The sequence below is a fragment of the Bacillus sp. FSL R5-0659 genome (genome assembly GCF_038008785.1).
Lineage (GTDB): Bacteria > Bacillota > Bacilli > Bacillales > Bacillaceae > Bacillus > Bacillus safensis.
The window spans coordinates 2,192,241-2,217,544 of record NZ_JBBOZU010000001.1 but is presented as its reverse complement, the minus strand read 5'-3'; the positions used below and the strand labels follow the sequence as shown (position 1 = coordinate 2,217,544).

Below are 25,304 nucleotides of genomic sequence, written 5' to 3'. Positions count from 1 at the left end.
GGGGAAACATTGTTAAAGATTGGTTCACATGTATCCATGAGCGGAAAACATATGCTTCTTGCAGCGAGTGAAGAAGCTGCCTCTTATGGTTCGAATACGTTTATGATTTATACAGGTGCACCGCAAAATACGCGCCGCAAAAAAATCGAAGACCTCAATATTGAAGCTGGACAAGCGCATATGAAAGAGCACGGCATGACAGATATCGTCGTCCATGCTCCGTATATTATCAATATTGGAAACACAGTGAATCCCGCGACATTTGAGCTTGGCGTAGATTTCCTGCGCTCTGAGATCGAGCGTACGGAAGCGCTAGGTGCAAGGCAAATTGTTCTTCACCCAGGTGCGCATGTTGGAGCAGGGGCAGAAGCAGGGATTCAAAAAATCATTGAAGGCTTAAACGAAGTCATTGTGAAAGGTCAAGAGGTTCAAATTGCACTTGAAACAATGGCAGGAAAAGGATCAGAATGTGGAAGAAGCTTTGAAGAGCTTGCCCAAATTATCGACGGCGTGACACATAACGAAGCTCTTTCTGTCTGCTTTGATACGTGTCACACGCACGATGCTGGTTACCCGATTGTGAGTGACTTTGATGGTGTATTAGAAGAATTTGACCGAATCGTCGGTATTGACCGAATCAAAGTTCTTCATATTAATGACAGTAAAAACGTACAAGGCGCAAGAAAAGACCGACATGAAAATATCGGTTTTGGTGAAATTGGTTTCGATGCACTGAACTATATTGTGCATCATCCGCAGCTTCAAGATGTGCCAAAAATTCTAGAAACGCCTTATGTAGGTGAAGATAAAAAGAACAAAAAACCACCTTACAAATTCGAAATTGCGATGCTGAAAGAAAAGCAATTTGATGAAGGCTTACTAGACAAAATTACAGGTCAATAAAAAAGGATATAAACATGTTGAGGTGCCGCTAAATGCGGCCCTTTTTTGCTTAACTTGTAAACTGGTTAAACAAATCATTCACAGTCTGTGCTGTCTGTTTAGAAGTAATCGCTTCCACTTGCTTAAGAAGCCGGTTACGCTCTGAATCATTAAAAATATTGATATTTTTCCCGTTCATGAGTTTGGCAACCTCAGCTGCTTGATGTGACGTTAAACTGACGCCATACTGTTTCGCATACCTTAACAGATCATTTGCTGTGATCTGATTGAGCCGCTGCAGGACAATTTTTTGGATTAAAATCAATTCCATTCCTCCCCTCTGTAACAATGTATGGGCGAAAACGGAAAATGTGCAAAAAATTTTATTTTATTCTGTGAAATGATAAAATAGTAAAGTGAATAAAATGTTCATTGAAAATTTAACATGTGTAGAAGGGAGAACGTATGGCAAATAGTAAACAGCATAGAAAGGAATCAGTGCCTCATTTTATTTTGAGAATTTTCCTGATTCTAGTAGGGGCTGCATGTGCAGCAGTCAGCATTGAATTATTTTTAGTGCCAAACAATATTATTGATGGGGGCATCATCGGAATTTCGCTAATTTTGGATTATCTCTTTACAGATAACCCGTTTATTAATTTTGCGACGATTGTTGTCATTTTAAATATTCCATTTATGATATCAGGATACAAGCATATTGGGAAAACCTTTCTGGTTTCCACTGTGATTGGGATTGTCAGCTTAGCCGTGATCGAATCTTCACTTCATCATGTGGAGGCATTTACAACACAGCCGATCTTAGCCACTGTATTTGGCGGGCTATTACTTGGATTTGGTGTTGGACTTGTCATCCGTAATGGAGGCTCAATGGATGGAACAGAGATTTTAGGAATTCTTTTGACGAAAAAAATCCCTTTCTCCGTCGGTGAGTTTGTTATGATCGTCAATGTGTTCATTTTTATTTGGGCGGGCTTTGTTTTCGGACCAGAGCAGGCTATGTATTCTGTCATGACATATTATTTGGCAATGAAAACAATTGATGCTGTCATTCAAGGGCTTGATGAAACAAAAGCTGTCATTATCGTATCAGATCATTATGATGAAATTTCAGATGCGATTCTGCATCGACTCGGCAGGGGAACGACAAAGCTGAGAGGAAAAGGCGGCTATACAGATGAAGAAAAAGATGTCATCTACGCCGTTGTCACAAGGCTTGAAATTACAAAGCTGAAATCCATCGTATTTGAAATTGATGACCAAGCATTTATCACGATTATGGATACGCATGAAACAAAAGGCGGTAAGTTCAAAACAGCCATTCATTAGCTTTTATTTTACTTTTTTATCTTTCTTTTATATAATGAAATGTATGTATGGACGGAGAAAATGGCAAAAGCCATTTTCTTTTTGTTGTATAAATCGTAATCATTCTTTTTATATTGATTAAAGGTGGAAAGATTCATGGCAAAGCCAATTATTGAAATGAAGGACATTTCGTACTCATATGGACAGCGAAATGTCATTGATCACATTCATTTAACAGTAGAGGAAGGAAACTTTCTAGCACTTGTTGGACCGAATGGTTCTGGTAAAACAACCTTATTAAAATGCCTGCTTGGGCTCATTAAACCGCAGCAAGGGGAATTAAAGCTATTTGGCACGCCTGTTTCAAAATTTAGAGACTGGGATCAAATTGGATTTGTTTCTCAAAAGGCGAATAGCTTCAATACGGGTTTCCCTGCTTCTGTATATGAGGTCGTCGCAAGCGGATTGACCGCGAAAATTGGTTTGTTTAAACGAATGAGCAAGCAGGATAAATGGCAAGTGGAAGATGCCATTCGCTCAGTTGGTATACTAGATTTAAAGCATCAAAACATCGGGGAGCTATCTGGCGGTCAGCAGCAGCGCGCATTTATTGCCCGTGCGCTTGTCAGTCAGCCAAAGCTGCTCATTTTGGATGAGCCCACAGTTGGGGTAGACCAGCGGACAGTAGAAGGCTTTTATCAGCTGCTCGAAACATTGAACAAAGAAAAAGGAATGTCTTTAATTCTCGTCACACACGACGTTGGCACCGTTTCCGATAAAGTCACCCATGTGGCTTGTTTAAATCAGACACTGCATTTCCACGGGGATGCGGAAGCGTTTGATTCAATGGATGATCAGGCGCTATCCCAATTTTACGGGCATGACATTCAAGTGATTCATCACGACCATCACCATCATGGGGGACATGAATAATGCTATTTCCATTTTTTCATTATGAATTTTTACAAAATGCGTTTATCGCAGGGTTACTGATCGGTTTTATTGCGCCCTTACTTGGTGTATTTATTGTCGTCAGAAGGCTCTCGCTTATTGCAGATGCCCTCAGCCACGTATCACTTGCCGGTATTGCCGCAAGTCTATTTCTTGATAAAAAGTTTGGCCTTTTGACAGGGGTAAGCCCGCTGTACTTAGGGATGGCTTTTTCTGTTGCTGGTTCATTGTTTATTGAACGCCTGCGCTCCGTGTATAAGCATTATCAGGAGCTTGCCATTCCCATTATTTTATCAGGGGGAATTGGGATCTCCGTCATCTTCATTTCACTAGCGAATGGCTTTAATACAGATTTGTTTAGTTATTTATTCGGAAGTGTCAGTGCGGTGTCAAGACTCGATCTTTGGATTATTGTAGGGATCTCACTCGTTGTTGTGTTAGTTGTTGTGCTTTTATATAAAGAATTATTTTTGCTTTCTTTTGATGAAGAGCATGCAAAGGCTTCTGGTATTTCAGCAAAATGGATTCATTTTATTTTTATCTTAGTCGTTGCACTTGTCATTGCGGCATCGATGCGTATCGTTGGTACCCTGCTTGTGTCGGCGCTCATGACGCTTCCTGTTGCGGCAAGTATCCGCATTGCCAAAGGATTTAAACAGGCGATTTTCCTTTCGATCTTGTTTGGTGAATTGTCGGTATTAGCCGGATTGATTTTAAGCTATTATCTTGATTTAGCGCCAGGCGGAACCATTGTGATGCTGTCTATTTTGATTTTAATCGGGTGTATTAGTATTGGGAAATTCAGAAGGGGGAATCAACATGAACGTACAAGAAGCGCTTGATTTATTAAAGGAAAAAGGCTACAAATATACAAGCAAACGTGAAGATATGCTTCAATTGTTTTCTGATTCTGATAAATACTTGACCGCTAAAAATGTGCTGACGGCACTAAGTGAAGATTACCCGGGTCTTAGCTTTGATACAATTTATCGAAACTTGTCACTATATGAAGACCTTGGAATATTAGAAACTACGGAATTGTCAGGGGAGAAACTATTCCGTTTCAAATGTTCATTTTCCCATCATCACCATCACTTTATTTGTCTTACATGCGGGAAAACAAAAGAAATCGATGCCTGTCCTATGGACAAGCTTGACGCCGATTTAGAGGATTATCATATTAGCGGACATAAATTTGAAATATACGGAACGTGTCCTTCCTGCGAACCGAAGGAAGTTCACTCGTGAAAAAGCCAGCCATGGAGCTGGCTTTTTTGTTTTGTCATTTGAAAACGTTTTACAAAGAGTGGCTGTTTCATTAAAATGAGATCAAGGTACTACAGCGTGCAATTTGAGTCTTTTGGAGTAAAGGGAGGGGTCAAAAGTGGCTTATTACGTCGTGTTTGATGTAGGCGGGACGAGAACGAAACATGGATTAATGGATCAGGATGGAAAGCTGGTCACTAGCGGTGACTATCAGACGAACTGCCGGCAGCTTGAACCGTTTTTAGAAGCAATGGCGGGTGTGGTCAGGGATTATCAAAGGAAGCAGAATGTCAGGGGTATCGCCATCAGTCTTCCAGGCTTTGTGGACAGTGAATCAGGTTTTACAGAATTTGCAGGCGCCATTATCGCCTTAAATGGTCAAAATGTAAAAACACTTTTAGAAGAGAAAACATCTCTTCGTGTAGAAGTGGAAAATGATGCGAACTGTGCAGCTCTCGCAGAAAAATATAGCGGCCATGCGAAAGAGTGTGACAGCTTTATTTGTATGACGCTTGGCACAGGTGTTGGCGGTGGTATTTTCGCTGGTGGTCAGCTTGTGCGCGGGGCTTCCTTCCGCGGCGGTGAATTTGGCATGATGCTGACAGAAACAGACAATGGACAATTTACAACACTCAACAGCAGCGCTTCAACGGCTGGACTCATTCGCAGCTATAAAGAAAAGCAAGGAATTCCGCAAAGTACACAAATAGACGGACAAGACATTTTTGAAAAGGCGAAGCACGATCCGTCCATTGAAAAACTGGTGGATCAGTGGTACAAGCGAATCGCCATTGGCATTTACAATGTCGCAACCGTCCTCAATCCAGAAAAAATTCTTATTGGCGGCGGCGTGAGCGCAAGACCAGATTTACTATCAAGTATTGAGAAACACCTACATACACTGCCTGCGTGGAAGAACATTCAGGTGAAGCTGGAAACGTGTTATTACTTGAATCAAGCAGGCATGAAGGGAGCGCTGTACCATTTCCTCATGAAAGAAGGGCAGCTTGCTCCATCGAAAAAGCCGATACAATAAATGTATCGGCTTTTTCTACCTTAATAAGCAGCTTGCAGACTTTGTTCATATTGTTTGATCCATTGATACGCTTCGTGCCAGTTGTTTACGCGAATAATTCTGTCGTCAATTGGCATCTGGTTATAAGGGGAGTTAAAAAGTATAACCGGGATGTCTGCCTCTTTTGCAATCATTGTGGCATTGCCGTGATGGTCTTCAAAAAACACATCAATCTTGTGCTTTTGAACGGCTTCCAGCTTATGATGACCGCCAACCAGCTCAATGTCATCATAATGCACGTCATGTTCTTGAAACCACTTGTAGGTGATATCTGAATGATGCTGCCTTCTTGCTGTAATATAAATCAATTTGTGCTGCTGCTTCATTTGGTCGAGGATATCTTTAGCACCCTCAGCAGGCTTTGCCTGTTTATAAATAAGAGGCTCATGCTCATTCATCCAGCCCCAAAATTCTTCTTGAGAAATCTTTAAAAGCTTCGTCAAATCATATTCTGTCATATCATCTAGTGTCATGGCACATTGGAACGACTCGTTTAAATAGGGAACAAAGGTGTCCTGTGCCGTCACTGTACCATCAATATCAATTCCTAAACGTAACATGCCCACACTCCTCATTTTTATACTCTTAAAGTGTAACATAATCATTTCACAATTCCAGCAAGTTTTAGCAAACATGAAACAGACATTTTTGCTCATACTAAAAAAGCTCCTTTCTATTAACCAAAAGGGGGAATTGATCATGGAAAGAGACGAGGATTTCAGAAGAAATGATCGTGAAATCGACACACACTTTAGTAATGATGATGGCTATTTAGAGGAAACAGCTGCTGAAATTGCAGAGCCATATCAAGCATCAAGAGATCGAGAAGATAGACGAGGACGTGACCATGCAGGTGACGATTCGGGCAGTAAAGGGATAGGCTATACAGCACTCGCGATTGCGATTATCTCATTATTTGTCTTGCCGGTGCTATTAGGGGTAGCGGCAATCGTCGTTGGTTATATTGCAAGAAGAAAAGGAGCACATGCGCTTGGCGCGTGGTCAATCGGGATCGGAATTGTTTCCGTCATCCTAGGCATATTTATCACCCCGTTCTTTTAACAAGGACAGAAAAACGCCTGACAATGACGTCAGGCGTTTTTTGTTAAGCATTCGCTTGTTTTTCTTTTTCAGCTTCCATTTTCGCATAATGTTCTTCAGCGATTTTATCGATTTCTTTTTTCAGTTCTTCGACCATTGTTTCTTCCGGTACTTTACGAACAATTTCACCTTTACGGAACAATAATCCTTCGCCTCTAGCGCCTGCGATGCCGATATCTGCTTCACGCGCTTCACCTGGACCATTTACAGCACAGCCGAGGACTGCTACTTTAATCGGAGCTTTGATTTTAGAAATATATTCTTCGACTTCATTTGCAATGCTGATAAGGTCAATTTCAATTCGTCCACAAGTTGGGCAGGAGATTAGTGTTGCTGCATTTGATGCAAGACCAAATGATTTCAACAATTCACGTGCTACTTTTACTTCTTCAACTGGGTCAGCACTTAATGAGATACGGAGTGTATTCCCAATCCCCATATTCAAAATAGCGCCAAGTCCAGCTGCACTTTTGACTGTACCTGCAAATAACGTACCTGATTCTGTAATCCCAAGATGAAGAGGATAATCAAAGGCTTTAGCCGCTTTTTCGTATGCCTCAATTGCAAGGTTTACATCAGATGCTTTCATACTGACGATGATGTCATGAAAGTCTAGGTCTTCTAGAATTTTAATGTGATGCAGTGCACTTTCGACCATACCATCTGCAGTTGGGTAGCCGTATTTATCAAGAATCTTTTTCTCTAATGAACCAGCGTTTACCCCAATACGAATTGGAATGCCTTTTTCTTTTGCTGCTTTGACAACAGCTTCAACTTTTTCTCTTCTTCCAATGTTTCCTGGATTGATTCGGATTTTGTCTGCGCCTGCTTCAATCGCTTTCAGTGCAAGCTTGTAGTCAAAATGAATATCCACAACAAGCGGGATGTTAATTTGTTTTTTAATGTCCGCAATTGCATTTGCTGCACGCTCATCTGGACATGCGACACGCACGATTTGACAGCCTGCCTCTTCTAAACGTTTAATTTCAGCGACTGTCGCTTCGACATCATGTGTTTTGGTTGTTGCCATACTTTGAATGACAACCTCATTATTTCCACCTATAGTTAAAGGTCCCACTTTGACGGGACGCGTTTTAGTACGATGTGTGACTTCACTCACTTGTCAATCGCTCCTTAGTGTACAAGCAATTCTTTGCCGTGTACGTCGTGTTTTACAGTTCATATTGTAACAGTCTCTTCGTATGAATGACAAGGAATTAACGTTTTATCTCTTATAGACAGGAAACTTATATGTACTGCCTGCTCTGATTTCGTTCGCTTTCACACCTTGATTCAGCTCCTCGAAATCTTTAATGACATCATCAAGTGGCTTGCTTGTATGTACGATGGAGAGGACCGTTTCACCTTGTTTTACCGTAACGTTCTTATATGTCTTTTTCTCAGCTGTTTGAAGGGCACTTGCTGGAACGGCTGGGTTTTCCTCAACAGGAATGGTTCCATTTTTTAAATCAAAAAAGATAATAAAGAGGACAAATAAACTGATTAGTAAAAAAAGAATTCGCCGCATTTTACTCACCGCTTTTAAGAGTTTACTTCAGTCTATGCATGTCCTGAAATGATAGAACCAAAAAAGAGGAGAAAAGCTGGAAAGGATGGTTCTAGTTAGTTCTAGTATGTCTTGTAATAAAACTGCTTGGGTCGTTGGTGTAAATAGGAGAGCAATCTCATATGGCGATTATGATAAAATAAGAAAGGGGGAGATTTTATGAAGAAAGTTAGTCAGCATATATATGTGAGAACACTAACAGAAAATGATGCAGAATCACTGTTAACATTAGAACTTGAGAATCGCTCATATTTTCAGGAATTTACACCTTTGATCAAAGATGATTTCTTCACGTTACCTCGTCAAATTGAACGAATTCAGCGGAGTAGGCAAAGAAGAGAACAAGATGAATCATACATGCATGGTATCTTCTTAAATGAAACAGGTGACTTAATTGGGACGATCTCTTTAAGTTCTGTCGTAAGAGGTCCGATAGAAGGAGCTTGGCTCGGGTATGTACTCGATCAAAGGCAGGGCGGAAAAGGATATATGACAGAAGCCATTCGTTTAATCATTGACTATGCCTTTTTTGAGTTGAATCTCCACCGGATTGAGGCTGGAGTAAAGCCGAGTAACAGGGGTTCCATTCGTGTGCTTGAAAAGACAGGTTTTGAAAATGAGGGACTAAATCGTAAAAAAGTAAAGATTAACGGAGTGTGGGAGGATCATTATTTATTTGCGATCATCCATCCAGATGAGTCCTAGCGTATGAACATACATAAAAAGCTCCTCCGAGACGGGGGAGCTTTCATTGTGTAGACAAATCCTTGTTGGATGGATCATTTGCTTTTTTTTGCAGGTATTTCTTTTACAACAAGATATAAAAAGATAAAGTTAATGACCCAATTCAATAAAAATGAGTTTGCAACAGGTGTGTTTAATGCACTCATGATGGCGAAAAAGACCGTGGTTAATGTGAGTGAATAAGCGGAGAGCTTCCAAAGCATTTGGAAAGACAGCTCTTTTTGCTGCATTCGTTTAATAAATGTACCAAGCATTGCAAGGAATGTTGCGCTAATAAACATGAGCGCCGCAGTTGATAAATATAGCAGTACACAGATGACAGGGATAATAATCGCTTGGTTCTGATTTGTGACGCGAGCAAGTTCGTCTTTTGTCAGCGTTCCGCCTAGGAGCTGGTATGGAATATCTGTCATTTGCCCATCAATCGCAATCACTGCTTTTTCCTTTAATAAAGCAATGGCTGTTTGCTTTGATTCAAGTTCACTTGCTTTTATTTTTTCAGCAGGATCAAAGATGATCGTAATGCCGTTTTCTTCTTTTTCTATTGGTGCACTTTGATCCGCTTGAAGCTTTCCTTTTTCAATTGAAAAGTCGGGTAAATCTTTTTTGATCACGTGCTGAAATCCTGACATCGCATTCGAGATCTCTTGACTCATGTGATATCCCTGAGGAACTGCTGCGATAATTGAAAGGATAAAAATGAATAAAATCGCTTTACCGATCCCTGTAAAACGTGCTTTGGCAACATCTTTTGGTGAATAAATTCCTTTTAACAATAGATTAAATACGTTCAATACCCATTCACTTCCTACATTCTTTTCTATTTCTCATATTGTATCAATGTCTATCCATCAAGTACAAGTATGGCCTCATCACTGGTTAAGATAGAAGGAATGAGGCATAATGTATACAGCATATAAAAAGGAGGCGGCAGGGTCTTGGACGTGCTTTATTGGATACTGATTGGCTGTGCATTTATCATTGCGTTTGTTGGACTGGTTTATCCAATTATTCCGAGTGTGGTCTTTATGGTACTCGGATTTATTCTATATGGTTTCTTCTTTAGCTTCGAGCCGCTTACACTGACGTTCTGGCTCATTCAAGCGATGTTTACCGCGGTATTATTTGCGGCCGATTATGTCTCAAACCTTATTGGGGTCAAGCGCTTTGGCGGCAGCAAGGCAGCTATATGGGGAAGCACCATTGGGTTATTAGCTGGTCCTTTTGTGATCCCCATTGCAGGAATTATTATTGGTCCATTTCTCGGGAGTGTCATTGCAGAGCTCCTTGTTCATCAAAAAGATTTGAAAACGAGTGTGAAAGTCGGATTAGGCTCATTAATTGGATTTGTATCAGGTGTTTTTGCAAAAGGATTGATTCAAGCGCTGATGCTAGGCATCTTTTTATTTTATGTCCTTCGCTAAGTTGAAAAAGGGTGTTTAAAACTTTTTCTAAAGGGCTAAATACAAAATAAACACTGAAATGTTTCAGAACATGAGCAATAACGTTGAAACAAGCTGTTTCTTTTGATACTCTTTGAGTAGGGTGAATTGCTGACTTACAAAGGAAGCATTTCAGTACATACATTTTAAGGAGGAAATTAACCATGGCTTTTAAACTTCCAGAATTACCATATGCTTACGATGCATTAGAACCACATATCGACAAGGAAACAATGACGATTCACCACACAAAACACCACAACACATATGTAACTAACTTAAACAAAGCAATCGAAGGTGTATCAGCTCTTGAAGATCAATCAATTGAAGAGCTAGTGGCTAACTTAAACTCAGTGCCTGAAAACATTCGTACAGCTGTACGTAACAATGGCGGAGGACATGCGAACCACTCATTATTCTGGACGCTTCTTTCACCAAACGGTGGCGGCGCACCAACTGGTGAACTTGCAGATGCAATCGAAAAAGAATTAGGCGGATTTGAAAAATTCAAATCTGATTTCGCTGCAGCAGCTGCAGGACGCTTTGGTTCTGGTTGGGCATGGCTTGTTGTGAACAACGGAAAACTTGAAATCACAAGCACGCCAAACCAAGATTCTCCTTTAACTGAAGGAAAAACGCCAATTCTAGGACTAGACGTTTGGGAGCATGCTTACTACCTAAACTACCAAAACCGTCGTCCTGATTACATTTCAGCATTCTGGAATGTTGTGAACTGGGATGAAGTAGCTCGCCTTTACAGCGAAGCAAAATAATGATTTGATTCTAAAAGACCTGCTTTCAAGAGAAGCAGGTCTTTTTATATTTTCCCTCCTTTTTTTACATATCTGTCTTTTGATGAGACAGACTATTGTGTAGAAAAGGAGAATGAATGGTATGAGCAGATTAAAGAAAATGTTCGGGGACATGGATGTTACAAGAGATTTATTGCTCCTCCTCACGATTGGCGGGTTATACGCACTTGCCATTGCGCTTTCAAATACGTTTGTAAATGTGTACTTATGGAAACAGTCTGGGAAATTCACGGATCTTGCGATTTATAACTTGGCCATTGTGGTGCTTCAGCCCATTACGTTTTTATTCGCTGGCCGGCTCGCTAAAAAAATAGACCGGGCGTTTGTCCTTCGTTTCGGTGTCATCTTTTTAGCCGCTTTTTATTTAATTGTTTTAATGGCAGGAGAACAAGCGGCCGCACGGCTTGTTTTATTGGGAAGTGTCCTTGGGATTGGCTATGGTTTTTACTGGCTTGCTTTTAACGTACTCACCTTTGAGATCACCGAGCCTGAAACAAGAGACTTCTTTAATGGGTTTCTCGGGGTGCTTTCCTCAACTGCCGGCATGATCGGTCCTCTCATTGCGGGGATTGTCATTTCTCAGTTAACGGATGATACAGGCTACACAGTCATTTTCACATTATCGCTTTTTTTGTTTTCACTAGCGGTTGTGATGAGCTTTTTCCTCAAAAGAAGACAGTCAAAAGGCAAATTTATCATCAAACAAATTTGGAAAGAACGCCATGCAGACGAGAACTGGCGTAGGATTACATCAGCACACTTTTTTCAAGGGCTTCGTGAAGGGGTCTTTGTCTTCTTAATCAGTGTCTTCGTGTTTATTGCAACAAACAGTGAGCTTGCTCTCGGGACGTTTGGTTTAGTGAATTCAGGTGTTGCGTTTTTTGCTTATTTCTTCGCTACGCGTTTGATTAAGAAAAAGTGGCGGAAGAAGGCGATTATGCTTGGCGGTCTGATTTTATACGGCGCCCTGTTTTTAATCGTCTTCCACTTGTCCTATGTTTCACTTCTCATGTATGCGGTAGCGATTGCAATAGGATATCCGCTCCTGCTTGTTCCTTATGTATCCTTAACATATGATGTCATCGGCCATGCAAGGTATGCCAGAAAGGCCAGAATTGAATATATTGTGGTCAGAGAGCTATTTTTAAATGCCGGCCGTATTAGTTCGATTATTTTGTTCCTGTTGTCTGTCACCTTACTAGGTGATGAGCTCGGAATCCCAGCATCTCTTGTTGTGCTCGGGGCGGGACATACCCTCATTTATTATTTTGTAAAAGATATTCATTTAAAAGAAAAAACAGCTGATATGAAAGAGGCTGACGGTCAAAAGCCAGTTTCTCACACGAACCTTATTAAGGGAGAAAGGTAAAATTTCTTACCAATGGAACATCAAATTTCTAGATAAATGATAGAAAAACCGCTAAAATGATGATGGCACCTTTTAAACACAAAAAGGGGTGCCATTTCTTTCTTGATAGAAAAGGTGATGTGATGAGAAACAAGAAAAACAAAAAAGACGCGAAGGAAGGGCGCAAAACACTTCCGATCCGGCTGAATTTATTATTTTTAGCCGCGTTTATTATTTTTACCGGCGTTGTCGTTAGACTCGGGTTTGTGCAAATTGTCAATGGAGAAGATTATAAAAAGCAGGCAGAGAAACAAGAGGATGTGAATGTCAGCTCATCTGCTCCGCGCGGAAAAATTTACGATCGAAACTACAATACGATTGTCAGCAATAAAGCGCTAAATGCCATTACATATACGAGAACCTCGACGACTTCACAAGAAGAGCGGCTCAAAGTGGCATCAAAATTAGCGGATATGATTCATGTGAGTACGAAAAAAATCACAGATCGTGACAAAAAAGATTTCTGGATCTTAACGCATCCGAATGAAGCGAAAAAGCTTGTTCAAAAGGAATCAGAATTAAAGGGTGACGATAAGGTCTCTGATGATAAACTATATGAGCTTCAGCTAAAACGCATCACAGACAAGGAATTAAATCAACTGACGAAAAAAGATTTACAAGTGCTTGCCATTAAAAGGCAGATGGATGCAGGCTATGCACTGACACCTCAATTTATTAAAAATGAAGATGTAAAGCCGAGCGAAATTGCTTATGTCTCTGAGCATTTGGACGAGCTGCCAGGTGTTGATGTGACGACAGACTGGTCACGCAGCTATCCGTATAAAGGACTGCTCCGCAGTATGCTTGGCAGTGTGTCTTCAAGTGATGAAGGTCTTCCGCAGTCACTTCTTGAGCATTATCTATCACTCGGCTACAGCCGAAATGACCGTGTAGGAAAAAGCTATCTTGAATATCAATATGAAGATGTCCTGCAGGGCCAAAAGGAAAAAGAACAGAGTACAACTGATAAACAGGGCAATGTCACAAGCTCTAAAGTGTTAACAGAAGGTAAGAGCGGGAAAGACCTTGTGCTGACAATTGACATTCAGCTGCAAAAAGCGGTTGAAAAAATTATTGAAAAGAACTTGAGAAGTGCGAAACAAAGAGGGGGAACTGAGCTTCTTGATCGCGCATTTGTTGTCATGATGGACCCGAGAAATGGAGAGGTTCTCTCTGTTGCGGGTAAGCAGATTTCAAACAAAAACGGAAAATACAAGTTCGATGACTACTCATTAGGAACGATGACATCCTCATATGCGATGGGATCAGCTGTAAAAGGGGCAACGGTACTGACCGGATATAAAACAGGCGCTATTCATATTGGAAGTACCCAGTATGATGAACCTCTCTATATCGCTCAGTCACCGCCAAAGAAATCCTATCAAAATATGGGACTCATTAATGATTTAACAGCACTAGAGCGTTCATCTAACGTGTATATGTTCAAAACAGCGATCGCCATTGGGAAAAGCGAATATCGTAAGAATCAGCCGCTCCCAATTGATCCGAAAGCATTTGATACGTTCCGCTACAATTTCAGTAAATTTGGCCTTGGCGTCAAAACTGGTATTGACCTGCCAAACGAGGCAACGGGCTACAGAGGAACGTCTACACAATCGGGTCTCTTACTTGACTATGCGATTGGACAGTATGATACGTTTACACCGCTGCAAATGGCGCAATACGTTTCAACCATTGCAAATGGCGGGTATCGTTTACGTCCGCAGCTTGTCAAAGAAGTGAGAGAGCCAGATCCGCAGCGCGGCATTGGAGCTGTGACAGAATCCGTCAAACCGGATGTATTGAATAAGCTAGACATGACAAGTGATGAAATCAAGCGTGTCCAGCAAGGCTTCAAGCTTGTGATGCAGAACCCAAGAGGGACAGCCTATTCAAACTTTGGCAACAAAAAGTATAATCCAGCTGGCAAAACAGGAACCGCTCAATCATTCTATGACGGTCCAATTAAAAGCAAGCGCGGTACACCGACGTATAACACAACTCTTGTAGCATACGCGCCTGCTGATAATCCAGAAGTGGCTATTTCCGTTGTCGTCCCGTGGGTGTATCAAGACTACAACCAGCGCTATCCAATTACAAATGATATTGGTGAACAAGTATTAGACAAGTACTTTGAACTGAAATCAAAACAGGAAAGCAATGATACACAGGCGAAAAACAAAAACAAAATTGAAAATGAAGCAGAAACAAATAACTAGACCTTTCATAGGTAAAAACGCTCACTTTTTGTGGGCGTTTTTTTACGTTTTCTTCAAAAATTCCGATATAAATTGACAAAATTCATAAAAAACGCCGCAATTTTTCTACAAAACTTCGACATTTACAAAACCTTAACATTCCATTTAAACGAAATTAATAAAGAACCTTTAATGTATTACTCGTAGGACAAATTATTCAGGGGGTATTCTTGAAATGAAAAAGAACAAATTATGGCTGCTTACTTTCCTTACTATCGCATTGTTAGCATTCGTCACAGCATGCGGAAACAGCAGCTCAAGCGGAGATTCAAAAGACAGTAAAGGAAATGCTTCAAACAAAGATGAGGCATCAGGTTCCATTACCATCTCAGGATCATCTGCGATGCAGCCTTTAGTTCTTGCGGCAGCAGAAAAATTCATGGATAAACATCCAAAAGCCGATATTCAAGTACAAGCCGGCGGTTCAGGAACAGGACTTTCTCAAGTTTCAGAAGGATCTGTACAAATTGGTAACTCAGATGTATTCGCTGAAGAGAAAGACGGAATCGACGCAAAATCTTTAAAAGACCACAAAGTAGCAGTTGTTGGAATGGCCGCAGCTGTAAACCCTGAAGTGGGTGTCAAAGACATCACAAAGGACGAATTGAAAAAAATCTTCACTGGTAAAATCAAAAACTGGAAAGAGCTTGGCGGGAAAGACCAAAAAATCACGCTTGTTAACAGACCTGATTCTTCAGGAACTCGTGCAACATTTGTGAAATATGCACTTGATGGTGCAACACCTGCAGAAGGAATCACAGAAGATTCTTCAAACACAGTGAAAAAACTGATTGCAGAAACACCAGGTGCGATTGGATACCTTGCATTCTCTTATTTAACAGATGACAAAATTACACCGCTTAGCATTGATGGTGTGAAACCAGAAGAAAGCAATGTAGAAAGCGGTAAATATACAATTTGGGCATACGAGCACTCTTATACAAAAGGTGAGCCGGAAGGTCTAGCAAAACAATTCTTAGATTACCTTATGAGTGACGAAGTACAAAAAGAAATCGTTAAAGACCAAGGCTACATCTCAGTCTCTAATATGAAAGTAGAAAGAGACGCAGCAGGCAAACAATCAGATAAGTAAGAGGTCTTGAATTGCTGATGAAGGAAAAGTGGAGCATTTCACTTTTCCTTTTATGACATTCATAGGAGTGTAGAAAAAGATGAAGCAGATAGAACATACAGAAGCGAGCGATCGGCTGATCAGCTCGAAGAAAAATAGGCAAATGGATGAAGTAAGAGGAAGTATTTTGGTGAGATTCTGCGCATTCTTAATGATTGCAGTATCCATCGCCATCACCATCTTCCTTGGCATTAAGGGTTTACAATCTTTCATCGTAAATGGTGTAAGCCCAATTGAGTTCTTAACCAGTATCAATTGGAACCCCACAGCAGAAAACCCGGAGTACGGCGCATTTCCTTTTATCTTTGGATCGATCGCCGTCACACTTTTATCGGCACTCATTGCAGCGCCGCTAGGCATCGCAGGAGCGATCTTTATGACAGAAATTGCACCTGCATGGGGCCGGAAAATTCTCCAGCCGGTCATTGAATTGCTTGTAGGGATTCCATCCGTTGTTTACGGATTCATAGGTCTTACAGTATTGGTGCCCTTTATCGGACATTTCAAGTCAAGCGGCTCAGGGCATAGCGTGTTAGCAGGAACGATTGTCCTGTCTATTATGATTCTGCCAACCGTTACATCTATTGCAACTGATGCAATGGCTTCCCTTCCAAAAAGCTTGCGTGAGGGATCGTATGCACTTGGCGCAACAAGATGGCAAACGATTAGACGTGTGCTTGTACCAGCAGCTCTTCCAACATTAATGACAGCGGTCGTTCTTGGGATGGCGAGAGCATTTGGAGAAGCCCTTGCCGTTCAAATGGTCATTGGAAACACACGTAATTTACCAGAGAGCATTATGGATACAGCTGGTACATTAACAACCATTATTACGTTAAACATGGGTCACACAACGTATGGAAGTGTTGAAAACAATACACTTTGGTCAATGGGGCTTGTCCTTCTAGTTGTATCGTTTATGTTCATACTCATTATCAGATACTTGTCGTCTAGGAGGAAGATTTAATGAATAGCAAAATGACCGATCGTTTTGCCACGATTGTTTTTGGATTATGTGCCGCCATTATTACGGCGATCCTAGTTGGTTTGTTTTCTTATATCATTTTCAACGGTGCAAAAGAATTAAACTTTGACTTTTTGACAACCCGCTCAAGTGCAATTGGCTCTGGCGGCGGCATCAGGGATCAGCTGTTTAACTCGTTTTACATTTTGTTTATTACAATGCTGATCACAGTACCACTTGGTGTCGGCGGCGGAGTGTACATGGCTGAATATGCGCCTCAAAACAAAGTCACTGATTTTATTCGTACATGTATTGAAGTGCTGTCTTCACTTCCTTCCATTGTCATTGGTATGTTTGGTTTACTTATGTTTGTCAATTTAACAGGCTGGGGCTATACAATCATCGGAGGAGCTCTTGCGCTCACGGTGTTTAACCTGCCAGTGATGGTCAGGGTGACAGAAGACGCGCTTCGCTCTGTACCGAAGGATCAAAAGGAAGCATCACTAGCGCTCGGTGTAACGAAATGGCATACAGTGAAGACGGTCCTGATTCCAGGTGCGATTCCTTCTATTATTACCGGTGCGATTTTAGCATCAGGAAGAGTTTTCGGTGAGGCAGCAGCGCTTCTTTTCACAGCAGGTCTCACCACACCGCGTCTAGATTTTACAAACTGGAGTCCATTTTCTGATACGTCACCGCTGAATATTTTTAGACCGGCAGAAACATTAGCCGTTCATATATGGAACGTCAATACACAAGGAATCATTCCAGATGCAGAGGCCATTGCAAATGGTGCATCAGCCGTACTTGTGCTTTCAGTTTTAGTATTCAACTTAGCAGCTAGATGGCTTGGTTCATTTATTCATAAGAAGCTTACGTCAAAATAATGTGAGAAAGGTGTGAAGGGGATATGGTTCAAATGCTAGCAGAAAAAAAAGAGATTGCAGCAAAAAAGGCTCCACTTCAAGCAGAACAGATTTTACAGGTGCAGGATTTAAGCATTTATTATGGGGAAAAAAGAGCGGTCAATCACATTTCATTTGAAATTGAGAAGAACGCAATTACCGCATTAATCGGTCCATCTGGCTGCGGGAAATCAACCTTTTTACGCAGCATTAACCGCATGAACGACTTGATCCCAGGTGCGAGAAGTGAAGGGGCGATCATGTACGAAGGGCTCAATATTTTGGATGACCGCATTAATGTGGTCAATTTAAGAAGAGAAATCGGTATGGTTTTCCAAAAACCAAATCCATTTCCTAAATCAATCTACAATAACATTACCCATGCGTTAAAGTATGCGGGTGAAAAAAGAAAATCAGTGCTTGATGATGCGGTAGAGGAAAGCTTAACAAAAGCGGCGCTTTGGGATGAGGTCAAAGATCGTCTGCACCGCTCAGCTTTGTCATTATCCGGCGGTCAGCAGCAGCGCCTTTGTATTGCCCGTACACTTGCGATGAAGCCTAGCGTTCTTTTATTAGATGAACCTGCTTCTGCCCTAGACCCGATCTCAAATGCAAAAATTGAAGAGTTATTATCAGAGTTGAAAAATGATTATTCGATCGTCATTGTGACACACAACATGCAGCAAGCGTTACGTGTATCTGATCATACGGCCTTTTTCCTAAACGGTGATCTAGTAGAATATGATGCCACTGAACGTATCTTTACACGTCCTGCGCAGCAAAAAACAGAAGACTATATCAATGGTCGATTTGGATAAGGCGGGTGAATTTTAATGAATGCAGTAGCAACTGAAACAGCAAAAAAAGAAGTGTTTCGTGTGAATGATATGAACCTTTGGTATGGACAGCATCACGCACTGAAGCATATTGATTTAGACATAAGAGAGCATGAAGTCACAGCAATTATCGGTCCGTCCGGCTGCGGAAAGTCAACGTTTATCAAGACCTTAAATCTCATGGTCAAAACAGTGCCAGGTGTGAAAATCACCGGGGATATGATGTATAACGGTGACAATATTTTAAAAGGCCGCGTCGATCTAGTGGAACTGCGTAAAAACGTCGGCATGGTCTTTCAAAAAGGGAACCCATTCCCTCAATCTATCTTTGATAATGTCGTCTACGGGCCAAGAATTCACGAGGTGAAGAGCAAGCAGCAATTGAAAGAAATCGCTGAAAAAGCGCTTCGTGATGTTGCCCTTTGGGATGAAGTGAAGGATCGATTAAGTGCGCCTGCATTAGGTCTTTCCGGCGGTCAGCAGCAGCGTCTTTGTATCGCAAGAGCTATTGCCACAAGCCCAGACATCTTATTAATGGATGAACCAACATCAGCGCTTGATCCTGTCTCAACATTAAAGATTGAAGAATTGATTATGAAATTAAAAGAGAAATATACGATTGCCATTGTGACGCATAACATGCAGCAAGCGGCCAGGGTATCAGATAGAACAGCCTTCTTCTTAATGGGGGAGCTTGTTGAGATCAATGATACGAATGTGATGTTCTCTGAGCCAAATGATCAAAGAACAAATGATTATATATCTGGTCGATTTGGATAACAAAAACCCCTGGAGGTCAGCGCCGCCAGGGGGTTTTATTGTTATTTTGTTAAGGCTTTGACGATTTGTTTGAACGTCATCCCTGTTTTTAAATTGAATTTGCCTGCACGAATTTCTTTATGGTAGCCGGCGTCAATCACGTAATCATTAAAATCTTTAGACGAGTTGATGATTCCGTCCTTCTCAAGCATGTCTGAAACATCACTTGTGCTCATCCCGTTTTTAATAACGAATTTGACCGATTTGCCTTTAGGCTTGTCTGATGTTTGTTTATCATTTTTAGAATCGCCGTCTTCATTTGCTTTCAGTGCTTTTTCTTTATAATCAAGAAGCTGCTGATATGTTTCACGGCTGACGGAGACTTCTTTTTTAGAGTCTAAATAGTTTTTCACGTCAGTGTCTGTTACTTTCGCTGCGAGCGTTTCTTTTGTGGTCGTATCAGCCGTCGCTTCATCTTTTCCAGTGAGGAAAAAAACGATTGCCAGAACACCAGTTGCAAGAATCATACCTGCCGCAAACGTTTGGATGCTTTTTTTCGTCATACAAGCACCTTCTCGTTGTCTTTAATGATCATGTTGACTTCATCTACAGATACATGCTCAGCGCGCGCAATGGCCTCAGGAGACATGCCATTTTGATGCTTTGAAATGATTTGTCTTGCGATAGATGGATCAATTTCTGAATGTTTGCGGACGACGATGTTTGTTTCAAGCAATTCTTCTTCAAGAACCTTCATTTTCTTTTTCAGTTTATAGATTTCTTGCATTGCAGATAGTTGAAGTGTTTCAAGTTCCTGCTCGACTTCTTTAATCGGCTCTCTTTGAAAATATGAGAATGCGATCAGTACGATACTGACAACAAGCAATCCGATAATTGCAATTTCCATGTTTCATCACCTTTTATTCGTATTTTAATGCTGAAAACCATAAAAGGCTTTCATGATTGTTTCAGACAGTTTTCGACCCTTCTTTTTTATACCATAAAAAAGCTAGTTTCAAAAGGAGTTGCTGAAAAAATCACCTTTTTTTCATCTTTTTTCTTTTTATATGAAAAACGAGTATGAAAATCTTGCTCGCTGTCAAAATAAAAGAGGGTTTCTCATGTATACAGTACGACAAAGATTGACGTTTTATAGGGGAGCAGGCCATTTTTCATGAAATGACCGTACGATATAGATCAGAACTCAGACGGATTGCACTGAAATTGAAATTGGTGAAAAAACATTCTAGCATTCCTAAGCTAGAAGTGGTATTATAGTTAGGTCTGAATGTGAATTGATTTTAGTTTGGAGGGAAAAACATGCGCGTAAATATTACTCTAGCTTGCACTGAATGCGGTGAGCGTAACTATATTACTAAAAAGAATAAGCGAAACAATCCAGATCGCGTTGAATTCAAAAAGTATTGCTCACGTGATAAAAAACAAACTTTACATCGTGAAACAAAGTAAGCAGCAGGGAATTTTCCTGCTGTTTTTTTATGATGGGAGATGATCTGTGTGAAAAAGGAACTCCGCCTTCAAACATTAGCCAAGCTGGATCAGATGAGTGCTGAGGAATTCGAGCGAAGCACCGCTTTACTTCATGAGCACTTGTTTCAGCTGCCAGCATGGAAACAAGCAAATACGATTGCCCTCACCATGTCTAGAGGAAAAGAGGTACCAACAATGCCTCTCATTGAAAAAGCATGGCAGGAGGGGAAAACAGTATGTGTACCCACCTGTTTTCCGGAAACAAAAGAGATGACGTTTTATGAATATACACCAGAAACGAAGATGATATCCCGCTACTTTGGGCTATTGGAGCCCGACCCTATGGCGTCGGCCGCTGCATCTAAAAAATCAATCGATTTGATCATTGTGCCTGGGGTGTGCTTTGATCGACAAGGCTACCGTATCGGATATGGGGGCGGCTATTATGACCGCTACTTAGCTGATTATCACGGTGAAACCCTTGCCCTTTGTTTGACTGTACAGCAAACCGAGCAAATTCCGGCTGAAACGCACGACATCCCGGTCTCCATCATGGTCAGTGAGAAAGGTACCATATATCCAAAATAAAGTCCGCTGCTTATACGTATGAACGGGCTTTTTGTGTTGAGCGAAGGTCTTGTGTGTGATCAAAAGTCACATGAACGATAGCGATCAACATTCTTCATTAAAAAGCATTTTAGCTGACGGGGGGATATGTTTTGAAAAAATTCCGTGGAAAGAAAAGATACTTCCGTAATATGTGGGAGGAAGTGAATACTTATCAATTAACGCTCGACCACGATTCGTGGTTCTCTTTTTCGCATACGCACCTTGATTTTTTTGGAGTCGGGGAAAATAGCTTAAAAATAAGAAGAGAGCATATTAAAGCTCATATCGCTTTATATCATAGGCTGCTAAAACAGCTTGAAGGCTTTGAAAAGCCATACCAAACTTGGATTTGTATTCACGAGCATGACCCTGGTTTAGACGCTGTATATGTTCATACACCAAATCCATACGACAGTTACTTCCCGCACAAGGTGGAGGGGTTAGAGCGGAATTGTAAGCTGCCTCATACTTTCAAGGATTTAATCGACCTTCATCAATTTGACGTTTCTTATGATCAATCAGAGTGCGGAGAGGTTTATTATATTCAATCAAAAGAACAAGGGATTAGATTGTGAAGGCCTGCTTTTAGGCGATAAAAATGTTGGTTCATGCATAAACAAATCCTATTTAAGCCACGATACGAACATAGGAGGGAATATGATGAATAAAATGATTTGGAGCATTGTGTTCACACTGTTTGCATTCGTTCTCGTGCAAAATCGTTATCGGCTCATGAATTTGATTTTAGGCCAAAATCAAGTACGTCACTTTTTGATTAAATGGCTGATGAAAATCCCATATTTTCGGACGAAATTTATTCGCCAAGCATTCTAATCCCGCAAATGCCGGGATTTTTTTGTTTTGAAATGCGGATCAGAACGATTCTTGCTATAATAATGTAAAAAATGGAGCGCGAATGTATGAATGTCATAGATAGTCTATTTTGGCGAGTTGTTGATGAACTAAGACAAAAAGGATACGAGATGATTCAAAGTCCGTACCCAGAAGATGAAATATTTTTTGAAGCACCACGAAACGCAGGCTATGATCTCATTCGTCTGTATAGAAAAGATGTGAATTTCAGACAGGAGATCGTTCGAGATATCGAGGAGCAAACATACCGGATCAATCAGCTGAGAGAAGCTATGCGTAAACGATCGCTTCATCTCTTGCAGCTGCAATTTACAACTGATGTTCCAGTAGATGATTGGGAAGACTTAAATGGTCAGCCGCAAAAAGAGAATAAGGTGACAGTTACTCCTGTGTTACTCAATGCAGACACGCTTCAAAACGATATAAACGAACTGCAAAAATGGCTGAATACATCTCTTGCAGTTGATGTAGAAGAAGCGAAGAGAGACACAGCTGAGGATGTAATGCAGCTTAAAAGGAACGTGCTCCAAGCATTTGATGATCAGGAAAAACAGCGTGAACGAGAACGGGCCGTGTTTCAAAATGGCAGACCCATTTTTACCTACTTGCTGATCGCTGTCCAAGTGGTGATGTTTCTTTTACTTGAGCTGTCTGGTGGAAGTACCAATACGGCAACTTTAACAGCATTTGGTGCTAAAAATAATGTGCTGATTTTAGAGGGTGAATGGTGGCGCCTAATAACACCAATGTTTTTACATATTGGCTTGACGCACTTACTCTTTAATACTTTTGCTCTTTGGTCCGTTGGAGCGGCTGTTGAGAGAATTTATGGGTCAGGAAGATTTTTGCTCATCTATTTGATTTCCGGCGTTTTTGGCTCCATAGCGAGCTTTGTGTTTAATACAGCAATTGCAGCCGGTGCATCAGGCGCGATTTTTGGCTGTTTAGGGGCACTGTTATATTTAGCCATCTCAAATCGAAAGCTTTTCTTTCGGACGATGGGGACGAATATTATTGTCATTATTCTCATTAACCTAGGAATAGGCTTCACTGTATCAGGTATTGATAACGCAGGGCATCTTGGCGGCCTGGTTGGAGGTTTTTTCACCGCATTAGCTGTCCGTCTTCCTAAACAGACGCAGCCTGTCAAAATGCTTCTTGCGACTGCTGCTTTGCTCTTGATTGGCGGTTTTGGATTGTATACAGGGTTTCATTCTGATAATCAAAAGGAAGCAGCGGCAACAAGTGAGGCAGCGAGTTTATTTGATGAGAAAAAGTATAGCGAAGCAAGTGAACGACTAGAGGAATATGTACACGAAAAAGATGCATCAGCTGAGGCACTTCATATTTATGCACTATCGGAAGCGCAGCAGGGCCGCCTTGATAAGGCTATTCAATTTTTACAAAAGTCGCTTGAAAAAGATCCAGATGATCCAAATAAACTGTATCATTTATCGTTGTTATTCGTAGAAAAAGGAGAGACAGCGAAAGCAGATGATCTATTAGCGAAAGCATTAAAACAAGATCCTCAAAATGATCAATTTTTAAAGCTGAAACAATATATCGAAAATAGTCAAACACGTTGAATGACTTGACTGAAAGCGCATTTATGAATACGCTTATCCTATCTGTTGATGAGAAGAAATGGTGGAAACAATGAAAACGTTATATGATGTACAGCAGCTGCTTATGAGATTTGGAAATTATGTGTATTTCGGAGATCGTGAAGTAGAATTAGAATTTATGGCAGACGAATTGAAGGAAATGTATACATCGGGCATCATTGACCGGACTGAATGGTCAAACGCAATGACGATTCTTCAAATGGAGTTAGCCAAACTAAATCGAAAAACAATGTGAAGGTGGAGGGCATATGACAGGGGATTGGTTTGTAGGTATTGATCTTGGCGGTACGACAATTAAGCTTGCGTTCATTAATCTATATGGTGAAATTCAGCATAAGTGGGAGATTCCTACGGATAAATCCGGGCAGACGATCACAGTCGATATTGCCAAATCAATTGACCATAAACTGGTTGAGATCAGTATGCCAAAATCAGCACTTATTGGGATCGGAATGGGTGCACCTGGACCTGTAGATAAAGTATCTGGAATCGTCTATAAAACAACGAATTTGGGCTGGACAAACTATCCGTTGAAAGATCACCTAGAGGCAGAGACAGGACTTCCATCTGTCATTGAAAATGATGCGAATATTGCTGCACTCGGTGAAATGTGGAAGGGTGCAGGAGATGGCGCAAAAAATATCCTGATGGTCACACTTGGAACAGGGGTTGGCGGCGGCATCATCGTCAACGGTGAAGTTGTTCAAGGGGAGACAGGAGCTGGCGGAGAAATTGGCCATATTTGTGCCGTTCCATTTCAAGGAGCACCTTGTAACTGCGGAAGAACAGGCTGTATTGAAACAATCGCATCTGCAACTGGCATCGTCCGGCTTGCAAAGGATAAATTAGAAACCGAGCAGCATACATCTTCACTTGGCACGCTCGCTTCGCTATCAGCAAAGAATGTATTTGAAGCGGCAGAAAACGGAGATGATCTTGCAATGCGTGTCGTAGAAGAAGTGACGACACATCTTGGACTTGTTCTTGCGAATCTTGCTAGTGCTTTAAACCCAACGAAAATTGTGATTGGCGGCGGCGTTTCAAAAGCAGGTGAGCTTCTTCGCAGTAAAGTAGAACGCGTTGTGAAACAACATGCGTTCCCGCCTTGCGCAGACGATGTCGAAGTGGTGATTGCATCTCTCGGAAACGATGCGGGTGTCATCGGCGGTGCATGGATGGCAAAAACCAAATGGCTGTCTTGAACAAAAAAGTCATAATGATGTCATTTTTATTAAAAAATGCGATAGATAGGCATGAAATTGGATGTTTAGCATATTC

31 protein-coding genes are annotated in these 25,304 nt (G+C 41.1%); 24 read left to right on the top strand and 7 right to left on the bottom strand.

The window, feature by feature from the left end:
- Positions 1-9 precede the first annotated feature (9 nt).
- A complete protein-coding gene (locus tag NSQ72_RS11330; protein WP_039180018.1) occupies positions 10-903 on the top strand; it encodes a deoxyribonuclease IV in 894 nt (297 codons plus the stop codon).
- 49 nt (positions 904-952) lie between these two features.
- Here NSQ72_RS11330 and NSQ72_RS11325 read toward each other — a convergent pair whose 3' ends face one another.
- On the bottom strand, positions 953-1,207 hold the full coding sequence (locus tag NSQ72_RS11325; protein ID WP_024423008.1) for a DUF2624 domain-containing protein: 255 nt from the start codon (positions 1,205-1,207) through the stop codon (positions 953-955).
- Between the two features lie 140 nt (positions 1,208-1,347).
- On the opposite strand from NSQ72_RS11325, the gene NSQ72_RS11320 reads away from it, so the two are divergent.
- The 5 genes from NSQ72_RS11320 (at position 1,348) to NSQ72_RS11300 (ending at position 5,461) form a co-directional block, all read left to right on the top strand.
- Positions 1,348-2,229 carry a YitT family protein gene (locus tag NSQ72_RS11320; RefSeq protein WP_039180016.1) on the top strand — a complete coding sequence of 294 codons (882 nt, stop codon included), beginning with the start codon at positions 1,348-1,350 and terminating at the stop codon, positions 2,227-2,229.
- 135 nt (positions 2,230-2,364) lie between these two features.
- Complete coding sequence (locus tag NSQ72_RS11315) at positions 2,365-3,141, top strand: metal ABC transporter ATP-binding protein (protein ID WP_341084047.1); 777 nt, start codon at positions 2,365-2,367, stop codon at positions 3,139-3,141.
- A complete protein-coding gene (locus NSQ72_RS11310; protein ID WP_024423005.1) occupies positions 3,141-4,001 on the top strand; it encodes a metal ABC transporter permease in 861 nt (286 codons plus the stop codon). The genes NSQ72_RS11315 and NSQ72_RS11310 overlap by 1 nt, the downstream gene beginning before the upstream one ends.
- Entirely contained in the window at positions 3,979-4,407 is a 429-nt protein-coding gene (locus NSQ72_RS11305; RefSeq protein ID WP_003217433.1) for a Fur family transcriptional regulator, read from the top strand. The genes NSQ72_RS11310 and NSQ72_RS11305 overlap by 23 nt, the downstream gene beginning before the upstream one ends.
- Positions 4,408-4,543: 136 nt before the next feature.
- Positions 4,544-5,461 (top strand): ROK family protein, encoded by a 918-nt coding sequence (locus tag NSQ72_RS11300; RefSeq protein WP_341084046.1) that lies wholly within the window; start codon positions 4,544-4,546, stop codon positions 5,459-5,461.
- Between the two features lie 20 nt (positions 5,462-5,481).
- Here NSQ72_RS11300 and NSQ72_RS11295 read toward each other — a convergent pair whose 3' ends face one another.
- The gene (locus NSQ72_RS11295) at positions 5,482-6,060 is read right to left on the bottom strand and encodes a 5' nucleotidase, NT5C type (protein WP_106025018.1); all 579 of its coding nucleotides are present in this window, start codon (positions 6,058-6,060) and stop codon (positions 5,482-5,484) included.
- A gap of 139 nt (positions 6,061-6,199) precedes the next feature.
- Between NSQ72_RS11295 and NSQ72_RS11290 the strand changes: the two genes are divergently transcribed.
- A complete protein-coding gene (locus NSQ72_RS11290; protein WP_039180010.1) occupies positions 6,200-6,562 on the top strand; it encodes a DUF308 domain-containing protein in 363 nt (120 codons plus the stop codon).
- A gap of 43 nt (positions 6,563-6,605) precedes the next feature.
- Here NSQ72_RS11290 and ispG read toward each other — a convergent pair whose 3' ends face one another.
- Both ispG and NSQ72_RS11280 read right to left on the bottom strand, forming a co-directional pair.
- Positions 6,606-7,721 (bottom strand): flavodoxin-dependent (E)-4-hydroxy-3-methylbut-2-enyl-diphosphate synthase, encoded by a 1,116-nt coding sequence (gene ispG / locus NSQ72_RS11285; protein ID WP_024423001.1) that lies wholly within the window; start codon positions 7,719-7,721, stop codon positions 6,606-6,608.
- Between the two features lie 105 nt (positions 7,722-7,826).
- Positions 7,827-8,129: a hypothetical protein gene (locus tag NSQ72_RS11280; protein WP_039180007.1), complete on the bottom strand. Its 303-nt coding sequence runs from the start codon at positions 8,127-8,129 to the stop codon at positions 7,827-7,829.
- 198 nt (positions 8,130-8,327) lie between these two features.
- Between NSQ72_RS11280 and NSQ72_RS11275 the strand changes: the two genes are divergently transcribed.
- Entirely contained in the window at positions 8,328-8,873 is a 546-nt protein-coding gene (locus NSQ72_RS11275) for a GNAT family N-acetyltransferase (protein WP_064497610.1), read from the top strand.
- A gap of 74 nt (positions 8,874-8,947) precedes the next feature.
- On the opposite strand, the gene NSQ72_RS11270 is transcribed toward NSQ72_RS11275, so the two are convergent.
- Positions 8,948-9,706, bottom strand: a complete 759-nt coding sequence (locus NSQ72_RS11270) for a DUF1189 domain-containing protein (protein WP_058839076.1) — start codon at positions 9,704-9,706, stop codon at positions 8,948-8,950.
- A gap of 144 nt (positions 9,707-9,850) precedes the next feature.
- On the opposite strand from NSQ72_RS11270, the gene NSQ72_RS11265 reads away from it, so the two are divergent.
- The 9 genes from NSQ72_RS11265 (at position 9,851) to pstB (NSQ72_RS11225) (ending at position 19,449) form a co-directional block, all read left to right on the top strand.
- The gene (locus tag NSQ72_RS11265; protein ID WP_039180001.1) at positions 9,851-10,336 is read left to right on the top strand and encodes a DUF456 domain-containing protein; all 486 of its coding nucleotides are present in this window, start codon (positions 9,851-9,853) and stop codon (positions 10,334-10,336) included.
- Positions 10,337-10,518: 182 nt separating this feature from the next.
- Complete coding sequence (gene sodA, locus NSQ72_RS11260) at positions 10,519-11,127, top strand: superoxide dismutase SodA (protein WP_007501264.1); 609 nt, start codon at positions 10,519-10,521, stop codon at positions 11,125-11,127.
- A gap of 121 nt (positions 11,128-11,248) precedes the next feature.
- Complete coding sequence (locus NSQ72_RS11255; protein ID WP_039179998.1) at positions 11,249-12,535, top strand: MFS transporter; 1,287 nt, start codon at positions 11,249-11,251, stop codon at positions 12,533-12,535.
- A gap of 122 nt (positions 12,536-12,657) precedes the next feature.
- Positions 12,658-14,793 carry a peptidoglycan D,D-transpeptidase FtsI family protein gene (locus NSQ72_RS11250; protein WP_341084044.1) on the top strand — a complete coding sequence of 712 codons (2,136 nt, stop codon included), beginning with the start codon at positions 12,658-12,660 and terminating at the stop codon, positions 14,791-14,793.
- Positions 14,794-15,007: 214 nt separating this feature from the next.
- The gene (locus NSQ72_RS11245; protein WP_341084042.1) at positions 15,008-15,925 is read left to right on the top strand and encodes a phosphate ABC transporter substrate-binding protein; all 918 of its coding nucleotides are present in this window, start codon (positions 15,008-15,010) and stop codon (positions 15,923-15,925) included.
- A gap of 79 nt (positions 15,926-16,004) precedes the next feature.
- The gene (gene pstC / locus NSQ72_RS11240; protein ID WP_047202305.1) at positions 16,005-16,931 is read left to right on the top strand and encodes a phosphate ABC transporter permease subunit PstC; all 927 of its coding nucleotides are present in this window, start codon (positions 16,005-16,007) and stop codon (positions 16,929-16,931) included.
- A complete protein-coding gene (gene pstA / locus NSQ72_RS11235) occupies positions 16,931-17,815 on the top strand; it encodes a phosphate ABC transporter permease PstA (protein ID WP_039179988.1) in 885 nt (294 codons plus the stop codon). The genes pstC and pstA overlap by 1 nt, the downstream gene beginning before the upstream one ends.
- A gap of 23 nt (positions 17,816-17,838) precedes the next feature.
- Positions 17,839-18,651, top strand: coding sequence for a phosphate ABC transporter ATP-binding protein PstB (gene pstB, locus NSQ72_RS11230; protein WP_034280171.1), 813 nt, complete (start codon positions 17,839-17,841; stop codon positions 18,649-18,651).
- 15 nt (positions 18,652-18,666) lie between these two features.
- Entirely contained in the window at positions 18,667-19,449 is a 783-nt protein-coding gene (pstB, locus tag NSQ72_RS11225) for a phosphate ABC transporter ATP-binding protein PstB (RefSeq protein ID WP_341084040.1), read from the top strand.
- Positions 19,450-19,490: 41 nt separating this feature from the next.
- Here pstB (NSQ72_RS11225) and NSQ72_RS11220 read toward each other — a convergent pair whose 3' ends face one another.
- Both NSQ72_RS11220 and NSQ72_RS11215 read right to left on the bottom strand, forming a co-directional pair.
- Positions 19,491-19,991: an endolytic transglycosylase MltG gene (locus tag NSQ72_RS11220; RefSeq protein WP_039179985.1), complete on the bottom strand. Its 501-nt coding sequence runs from the start codon at positions 19,989-19,991 to the stop codon at positions 19,491-19,493.
- On the bottom strand, positions 19,988-20,335 hold the full coding sequence (locus NSQ72_RS11215) for a hypothetical protein (RefSeq protein ID WP_024422989.1): 348 nt from the start codon (positions 20,333-20,335) through the stop codon (positions 19,988-19,990). Before NSQ72_RS11215 ends, NSQ72_RS11220 begins: the two co-directional genes overlap by 4 nt.
- A gap of 413 nt (positions 20,336-20,748) precedes the next feature.
- Here NSQ72_RS11215 and rpmG point away from each other — a divergent pair, with 413 nt between their 5' ends.
- From rpmG to NSQ72_RS11180, 7 genes are all read left to right on the top strand, one after another.
- Complete coding sequence (gene rpmG, locus NSQ72_RS11210; protein WP_008360061.1) at positions 20,749-20,898, top strand: 50S ribosomal protein L33; 150 nt, start codon at positions 20,749-20,751, stop codon at positions 20,896-20,898.
- A gap of 48 nt (positions 20,899-20,946) precedes the next feature.
- Positions 20,947-21,507, top strand: a complete 561-nt coding sequence (locus NSQ72_RS11205) for a 5-formyltetrahydrofolate cyclo-ligase (protein ID WP_099663442.1) — start codon at positions 20,947-20,949, stop codon at positions 21,505-21,507.
- A gap of 131 nt (positions 21,508-21,638) precedes the next feature.
- The gene (locus tag NSQ72_RS11200) at positions 21,639-22,103 is read left to right on the top strand and encodes a hypothetical protein (RefSeq protein ID WP_039179980.1); all 465 of its coding nucleotides are present in this window, start codon (positions 21,639-21,641) and stop codon (positions 22,101-22,103) included.
- Between the two features lie 85 nt (positions 22,104-22,188).
- Positions 22,189-22,362, top strand: coding sequence for a hypothetical protein (locus tag NSQ72_RS11195; protein ID WP_162473402.1), 174 nt, complete (start codon positions 22,189-22,191; stop codon positions 22,360-22,362).
- Between the two features lie 86 nt (positions 22,363-22,448).
- Entirely contained in the window at positions 22,449-23,987 is a 1,539-nt protein-coding gene (locus tag NSQ72_RS11190) for a rhomboid family intramembrane serine protease (RefSeq protein ID WP_341084037.1), read from the top strand.
- 70 nt (positions 23,988-24,057) lie between these two features.
- Positions 24,058-24,261: a YqgQ family protein gene (locus NSQ72_RS11185; RefSeq protein ID WP_008342322.1), complete on the top strand. Its 204-nt coding sequence runs from the start codon at positions 24,058-24,060 to the stop codon at positions 24,259-24,261.
- A 13-nt stretch (positions 24,262-24,274) separates the two neighbouring features.
- The gene (locus tag NSQ72_RS11180) at positions 24,275-25,228 is read left to right on the top strand and encodes an ROK family glucokinase (RefSeq protein ID WP_039179975.1); all 954 of its coding nucleotides are present in this window, start codon (positions 24,275-24,277) and stop codon (positions 25,226-25,228) included.
- Positions 25,229-25,304: the final 76 nt, after the last annotated feature.

Coding starts and splice junctions, on each gene's coding strand:
- NSQ72_RS11320 (WP_039180016.1), top strand. CDS start 1,348: ATGGCAAATAGTAAACAGCATAGAAAGGAATCAGTGCCTCATTTTATT.
- NSQ72_RS11315 (WP_341084047.1), top strand. CDS start 2,365: ATGGCAAAGCCAATTATTGAAATGAAGGACATTTCGTACTCATATGGA.
- NSQ72_RS11310 (WP_024423005.1), top strand. CDS start 3,141: ATGCTATTTCCATTTTTTCATTATGAATTTTTACAAAATGCGTTTATC.
- NSQ72_RS11305 (WP_003217433.1), top strand. CDS start 3,979: ATGAACGTACAAGAAGCGCTTGATTTATTAAAGGAAAAAGGCTACAAA.
- NSQ72_RS11295 (WP_106025018.1), bottom strand. CDS start 6,060: ATGTTACGTTTAGGAATTGATATTGATGGTACAGTGACGGCACAGGAC.
- NSQ72_RS11290 (WP_039180010.1), top strand. CDS start 6,200: ATGGAAAGAGACGAGGATTTCAGAAGAAATGATCGTGAAATCGACACA.
- NSQ72_RS11280 (WP_039180007.1), bottom strand. CDS start 8,129: ATGCGGCGAATTCTTTTTTTACTAATCAGTTTATTTGTCCTCTTTATT.
- NSQ72_RS11275 (WP_064497610.1), top strand. CDS start 8,328: ATGAAGAAAGTTAGTCAGCATATATATGTGAGAACACTAACAGAAAAT.
- sodA (WP_007501264.1), top strand. CDS start 10,519: ATGGCTTTTAAACTTCCAGAATTACCATATGCTTACGATGCATTAGAA.
- NSQ72_RS11255 (WP_039179998.1), top strand. CDS start 11,249: ATGAGCAGATTAAAGAAAATGTTCGGGGACATGGATGTTACAAGAGAT.
- NSQ72_RS11250 (WP_341084044.1), top strand. CDS start 12,658: ATGAGAAACAAGAAAAACAAAAAAGACGCGAAGGAAGGGCGCAAAACA.
- NSQ72_RS11245 (WP_341084042.1), top strand. CDS start 15,008: ATGAAAAAGAACAAATTATGGCTGCTTACTTTCCTTACTATCGCATTG.
- pstC (WP_047202305.1), top strand. CDS start 16,005: ATGAAGCAGATAGAACATACAGAAGCGAGCGATCGGCTGATCAGCTCG.
- pstA (WP_039179988.1), top strand. CDS start 16,931: ATGAATAGCAAAATGACCGATCGTTTTGCCACGATTGTTTTTGGATTA.
- pstB (WP_034280171.1), top strand. CDS start 17,839: ATGGTTCAAATGCTAGCAGAAAAAAAAGAGATTGCAGCAAAAAAGGCT.
- pstB (WP_341084040.1), top strand. CDS start 18,667: ATGAATGCAGTAGCAACTGAAACAGCAAAAAAAGAAGTGTTTCGTGTG.
- NSQ72_RS11220 (WP_039179985.1), bottom strand. CDS start 19,991: ATGACGAAAAAAAGCATCCAAACGTTTGCGGCAGGTATGATTCTTGCA.
- NSQ72_RS11215 (WP_024422989.1), bottom strand. CDS start 20,335: ATGGAAATTGCAATTATCGGATTGCTTGTTGTCAGTATCGTACTGATC.
- rpmG (WP_008360061.1), top strand. CDS start 20,749: ATGCGCGTAAATATTACTCTAGCTTGCACTGAATGCGGTGAGCGTAAC.
- NSQ72_RS11195 (WP_162473402.1), top strand. CDS start 22,189: ATGAATAAAATGATTTGGAGCATTGTGTTCACACTGTTTGCATTCGTT.
- NSQ72_RS11190 (WP_341084037.1), top strand. CDS start 22,449: ATGAATGTCATAGATAGTCTATTTTGGCGAGTTGTTGATGAACTAAGA.
- NSQ72_RS11185 (WP_008342322.1), top strand. CDS start 24,058: ATGAAAACGTTATATGATGTACAGCAGCTGCTTATGAGATTTGGAAAT.
- NSQ72_RS11180 (WP_039179975.1), top strand. CDS start 24,275: ATGACAGGGGATTGGTTTGTAGGTATTGATCTTGGCGGTACGACAATT.